Origin of the sequence: Xanthobacter autotrophicus (genome assembly GCF_030015065.1) — a bacterium.
GTDB lineage: Bacteria > Pseudomonadota > Alphaproteobacteria > Rhizobiales > Xanthobacteraceae > Xanthobacter > Xanthobacter autotrophicus_D.
The window spans coordinates 1-4,967 of record NZ_JAIVFN010000193.1; the positions used below are offsets into that span (position 1 = coordinate 1).

5 protein-coding genes and 1 tRNA gene are annotated in these 4,967 nt (G+C 62.3%); 1 reads left to right on the plus strand and 5 read right to left on the minus strand.

Annotation, left to right across the window (positions count from 1 at the left end):
* Window positions 1-638: 638 nt before the first annotated feature.
* A tRNA-Gly gene (locus tag K9U40_RS21945) sits at window positions 639-713 on the minus strand.
* A gap of 157 nt (window positions 714-870) precedes the next feature.
* Window positions 871-1,374, minus strand: coding sequence for a cupin domain-containing protein (locus K9U40_RS21950; RefSeq protein ID WP_282892238.1), 504 nt, complete (start codon window positions 1,372-1,374; stop codon window positions 871-873).
* 138 nt (window positions 1,375-1,512) lie between these two features.
* Here K9U40_RS21950 and ettA point away from each other — a divergent pair, with 138 nt between their 5' ends.
* Window positions 1,513-3,168: an energy-dependent translational throttle protein EttA gene (gene ettA, locus K9U40_RS21955; protein ID WP_282892239.1), complete on the plus strand. Its 1,656-nt coding sequence runs from the start codon at window positions 1,513-1,515 to the stop codon at window positions 3,166-3,168.
* A 50-nt stretch (window positions 3,169-3,218) separates the two neighbouring features.
* On the opposite strand, the gene K9U40_RS21960 is transcribed toward ettA, so the two are convergent.
* The 3 genes from K9U40_RS21960 to K9U40_RS21970 all read right to left on the minus strand — a co-directional run bounded on the left by K9U40_RS21960 (window position 3,219) and on the right by K9U40_RS21970 (window position 4,909).
* Window positions 3,219-3,626 carry a hypothetical protein gene (locus tag K9U40_RS21960; RefSeq protein ID WP_282892240.1) on the minus strand — a complete coding sequence of 136 codons (408 nt, stop codon included), beginning with the start codon at window positions 3,624-3,626 and terminating at the stop codon, window positions 3,219-3,221.
* 423 nt (window positions 3,627-4,049) lie between these two features.
* A complete protein-coding gene (locus K9U40_RS21965) occupies window positions 4,050-4,193 on the minus strand; it encodes a hypothetical protein (RefSeq protein ID WP_282892241.1) in 144 nt (47 codons plus the stop codon).
* Window positions 4,194-4,594: 401 nt separating this feature from the next.
* The gene (locus tag K9U40_RS21970; protein ID WP_282892242.1) at window positions 4,595-4,909 is read right to left on the minus strand and encodes a hypothetical protein; all 315 of its coding nucleotides are present in this window, start codon (window positions 4,907-4,909) and stop codon (window positions 4,595-4,597) included.
* Between the last annotated feature and the right edge of the window lie 58 nt (window positions 4,910-4,967).

The window sequence follows — 4,967 nt, forward strand, 5'->3', positions numbered from 1 at the left end:
AGTGCTTCGGAAAACTGAAGCGGTTCAAGCGCGTCGCCCTGCGCTGCGAGAAGACCGAATGCGGCTTCGCTGCCATCGTCGCCCTCGCCTTGAGCTTCATCCTCATCAAATCCGTCCACACTGCCTAGGCTTGAACAGGTCAAGCGGAAGGCATTGGATGATGAAATGGCGGCGGTCTTGCGAAACAATCCGCCCGATGTGTCACGACCAACCTTTGTGCGTCGCCTGCTGGAAGAGACCATCAAGCAGTACCAGCGAGACAGTAGCCTTCAAAACATCATCATGACGAACGCTGAGGATCGCGATCGGATTTTCAGCCATCTTTTCAGCCGCGCTCTGCGCGAAGTCAGAGAGGGGTCGGAGGGTACATAGCTCCGGCTCACCTAGGAAAGCCGTTCCCTTCCCACCGCCCGCTCTCTACAGCGCTATGTGAGAGCGCGAGAGCGGGCCGTGGAAAGCGAACTACCCTCAGCGCTCTATCTCTACCTCTATATCGGCAGGGCGACGGAACGAGGAGGGGCGACGCATGAACCCGAGAGCCGTTTCATCCGCGTGGCGACCCGGTGGCGACCCGGAATTGAAACGACGAGGCCGCCTTGCGGCGGCCTGACGTAACATACTGAGATTAAAAGAAAAACTGGAGCGGGCGAAGGGATTCGAACCCTCGACCCCAACCTTGGCAAGGTTGTGCTCTACCCCTGAGCTACACCCGCATCCATTTGCCGGCGTCGCAGTGCGTCGCGGCGGTGCGTTCGTATGCCAAAACCCCGCGCAGAATGCAACAGGCATCACGCCAACTTGTCCACAGGCTTCGCGAAGGGGCGGCCTCAAGCGCAGAAAAAGCAAGTGATACGAGATGGTTATGACAACTCACGTGCGGTGGATGGGGTCGATCCACTTCACCGCTTCGGGCTTCTCCACCGGCTCGATGTCGAGATTGACCACCACCGGGTCCTGCCCGGAGCGCACCAGCACGCATTCCAGGACCTCGTCCGGGGAGGCGTTGATCTCCTGGTGCGGCACGTAGGGCGGCACGAAGATGAAGTCGCCGGGGCCGGCTTCGGCCACATATTCCAGGTGCTCGCCCCAGCGCATGCGCGCGCGGCCCTTCACCACGTAGATGATGCTCTCCAGGTCGCCATGGTGGTGGGCGCCGGTCTTCGCGTCCGGATGGATATGCACCGTGCCGGCCCAGATCTTCTGCGCCCCCGCCCGCGCCCGGTTGATGGCGGCGGCGCGGTTCATGCCGGGGGTCTGGGCGGTGTTGGGATCCAGGCTGTCGCCGGGGATCACCTTCACCCCGTGCGCGCGCCAGTCGACAGCGGGGGGATTGTCCCGGCCGTGCCCGTCCTCGTGGGAATGATCCGCGCCCATCTCGTCCTCCCTGTCGCCGGGTCCCGCGGGGGCGTTGCCGTCATGGCGCCCGCCCGTGGGCCCATTCCCTTGCCGCGCCGCCGCGCCGGGGCTAGAACGGCGCCAACTCAACGCATCCCCTTCAGGAGACGGCGGCCCATGGCCCCCTATCAGTACGCCTACCACATGCACGGCATGACCAAGACCTATCCCGGCGGGAAGAAGGTGCTCGACAACGTGCACCTCTCCTTCTATCCGGATGCCAAGATCGGCGTGCTCGGCAACAACGGCGCCGGCAAGTCGACCCTGCTGCGCATCATGGCCGGAATCGACAAGGATTTCACCGGCGAGGCCCGCCCGGCCGATGGCGTGCGCGTGGGCTACCTGCCGCAGGAGCCCCAGCTCGACCCCGAGAAGACCGTGCGCCAGAATGTCGAGGACGGCGTGGCCAAGCAGAAGGCCATCATGGAGCGCTACAACGAGCTCGCCATGAACTACTCGGACGAGACCGCCGACGAGATGACCCGCCTGCAGGACGAGATCGAGGCCCAGGGCCTGTGGGATCTCGATTCGAAGGTGGAGCAGGCCATGAACGCGCTGGGCTGCCCGCCGGACGACTGGGAGGTCACCCGCCTCTCCGGCGGCGAGCGGCGCCGCGTGGCCCTGTGCCGCCTGCTGCTGGAGCAGCCCGAGCTGCTGCTGCTCGACGAGCCCACCAACCATCTCGACGCCGAGACGGTGAACTGGCTGGAAGGCCACCTGCGCACCTATCCGGGCGCGATCCTGATCGTGACCCACGATCGCTACTTCCTCGACAACGTCACCGGCTGGATCCTGGAGCTGGATCGCGGCCGGGGCATTCCCTACGAGGGCAATTATTCCTCCTGGCTCGGCCAGAAGCAGAAGCGCCTGCAGCAGGAGGGCCGCGAGGACGAGGCCCGCCAGCGCGCCCTCGCCCGCGAGCAGGAGTGGATCGGCGCTTCTCCCAAGGCCCGGCAGGCCAAGAACAAGGCCCGCATCCAGCGCTATGAGGACCTGCTGCAACGCGCCTCCGAGCGGCAGCCGTCCGCCACGCAGATCGTCATCCCCGTGGCCGAGCGCCTGGGGCAGAACGTCATCGCCTTCGACCACCTCAACAAGGCGTTCGGCGACAAGATGCTGATCGACGATTTGTCGTTCAAGCTGCCGCCGGGCGGCATCGTGGGCGTCATCGGGCCGAACGGCGCGGGCAAGACCACCCTGTTCCGCATGATCACCGGGCAGGAGAAGCCGGACGGCGGCACCATCTCCATCGGCGACAGCGTGAAGCTCGGCTATGTGGACCAGAGCCGCGACGCGCTGGATGACAAGAAGACCGTGTGGGAGGAGATCTCCGACGGCAACGAGGTGATCTACGTCGGCAAGAAGGAGATCCCCTCGCGCGCCTATTGCGCGGCCTTCAACTTCAAGGGCGGCGACCAGCAGAAGAAGGTGGGCATGCTCTCGGGCGGCGAGCGCAACCGCGTGCATCTCGCCAAGGTGCTGCAGCGCGGCGGCAACGTGCTGCTGCTGGACGAGCCCACCAACGACCTCGACGTGGACACCCTGCGCGCCCTGGAAGAGGCGCTGGAGGATTATGCCGGCTGCGCCGTCATCATCTCCCATGACCGCTTCTTCCTGGACCGCATCGCCACCCACATGCTGGCCTTCGAGGGCGACAGCCACGTGGAATGGTTCGAGGGCAACTTCGCGGATTATGAGGAAGACAAGAAGCGCCGGCTGGGGATCGACTCGGTCATCCCGAAGCGGATCCAGTACAAGAAGTTTTCGAGGTAAGGGGAGGAGGCGGCCTGTTTCCTGATAGGGAAGGGCCGCCTCCTCGTTTTCTATAGATCGACATCTATCATTTTTTGTGATTTGAAAATTTGTGTAACCATGTTTTCAAATCGAAACTGGTCGAGTTTATGGTAATTTTTCTTTGATAAGTTTATTCCGTATTCAGGCTTACTAATTTTCCCCTCATAGTCTCTATCGACGAACATACCATCAGGGGTAGCCCATACAGTTGATGGGATCAGAAAAATATCAGGATTTTCGTTATTATTGAATAATGCTAGTGCGACTATAAAATTTTCCTTAATGTAAAATTTTGATTTTTCAATGAAAATATAATTTGTGGTCCTGCTCGATTTAACTTGAATGTCCCAATATGAATTCGGATATTTTCTTACAATGAAATCTATGCCTCTATCATCTATATCTGATGAGTATATTTCAAGACCGTAGAGCGTCATTTTTATCTTGAATAGATATTCAGCGTACCGCCCTAGTTGAATCCTGTTTAATGATGCCCAATGGTTTTGCATTGTTTTGTTCTGGCTCGATCTTGCTAGTGGTTCGACCGCGACAGATGGAACTCATCTGTCGCGGTCGAACCACAACTCTTTGATCTGGGGGGTCAACTTTTCGAAACGGATGGGTACCATCCGTTTCGGTTGATCCACGAGGTGTTCCGTGGTGTGTTGGGTGTCGCCACGTGTATTACTATCCCGGTCGGAAGGCCAGGGAGGCGAAGCCGATCGCAGCCTTGAGCTTTGAAAGCGGCACCTGCTCCGCCTCCGGGAGGTCGAGATGGTCCGCGCTGTCGTGCGTTTCCTAAAACGCGCGCTCCGCCGCCTCGTCCGCGAAGGCCGAAAGCCTCTTCCTCATTGCCTCCCTTACTTCCCCCGCTCCACGATGTCGCTCGGCCTCTGGGTGATGGTGGTTCCCGTGGCGTCGGGCAGGAAGTCCAGGGGGACGAGGAAGGCGCGGCCGCAGGCCTTCACCGTCCAGGTCTCCCACCATGGCGTGTCCCGGGGCATATCCTTTGAAGCGTCCTGCGCCCCGGGGCGCGCCGCGGTCGTGGCCCGTCCGCCCTCGGGCCGCAGGCCTCGAATGTCGTGTCCGTGACAAGGGGCTGTTGGCAGTCCGGCGCGGGTGGCGACGCCGGCAAGGGCGGACATGAGGGCGTCGCGCTGCCGCATAGGAAGCTGCCCCGCATGCGCGTGGTGCCCGCGCGCATGCGGCAAGACTGTCAGGCCACGGCGTCACGGCCCCGCGTTCGCCGTCTCGTCATGCGGCGCCCTCCCGTCCCCGCCCGGCCGCGACCGCCGCAGGCCTCCTGCCCATCGACACCACCGATGATTGCAGGTCGCCACGGCCGCGCCGCGTGGGGGCCGATACCGGCGGCAGGGTCTCCGAGGGGAGCCGCGCGGGCCTGGGATCAGAGATCCACGTAGATGAACTTGTCGCCCTTCAGGGTCGGATAGTTGGCGCGCAGGGCGTTGGCGATCTTGCCCACCAGGGTCTTGTCGCCGGCAGCCGAGGGGCCGACGAAGTCGGTGCCCGCCATCCAGGTCTCGAAATAGCAGTGCAGGCCCTCGTCATAGTCCGCGCCGGTGGGGTTGGCGGTCTTGTCGGCGAGGGCGGCGATGCCCGCCTTCGTCACTTCCAGCCGCCAGTCGCGGTCATCCACCACCGAGCCGATGAGGGTGGCGAGGTCGGCGTCGGTCCAGTCGCCGTTGATGTCGAGAGCCATGTCGCATTTCCTACCCGTGAAGGCGTCCGGGGCGGGAGAAGCAAAAGCCGATCCATGC

Excerpts from the sequence above, each read along its gene's own strand:
- K9U40_RS21950 (WP_282892238.1), bottom strand. The coding sequence starts at position 1,374 with ATGGGCGCGGATCATTCCCACGAGGACGGGCACGGCCGGGACAATCCC.
- ettA (WP_282892239.1), top strand. The coding sequence starts at position 1,513 with ATGGCCCCCTATCAGTACGCCTACCACATGCACGGCATGACCAAGACC.
- K9U40_RS21960 (WP_282892240.1), bottom strand. The coding sequence starts at position 3,626 with ATGACGCTCTACGGTCTTGAAATATACTCATCAGATATAGATGATAGA.
- K9U40_RS21965 (WP_282892241.1), bottom strand. The coding sequence starts at position 4,193 with ATGCCCCGGGACACGCCATGGTGGGAGACCTGGACGGTGAAGGCCTGC.
- K9U40_RS21970 (WP_282892242.1), bottom strand. The coding sequence starts at position 4,909 with ATGGCTCTCGACATCAACGGCGACTGGACCGACGCCGACCTCGCCACC.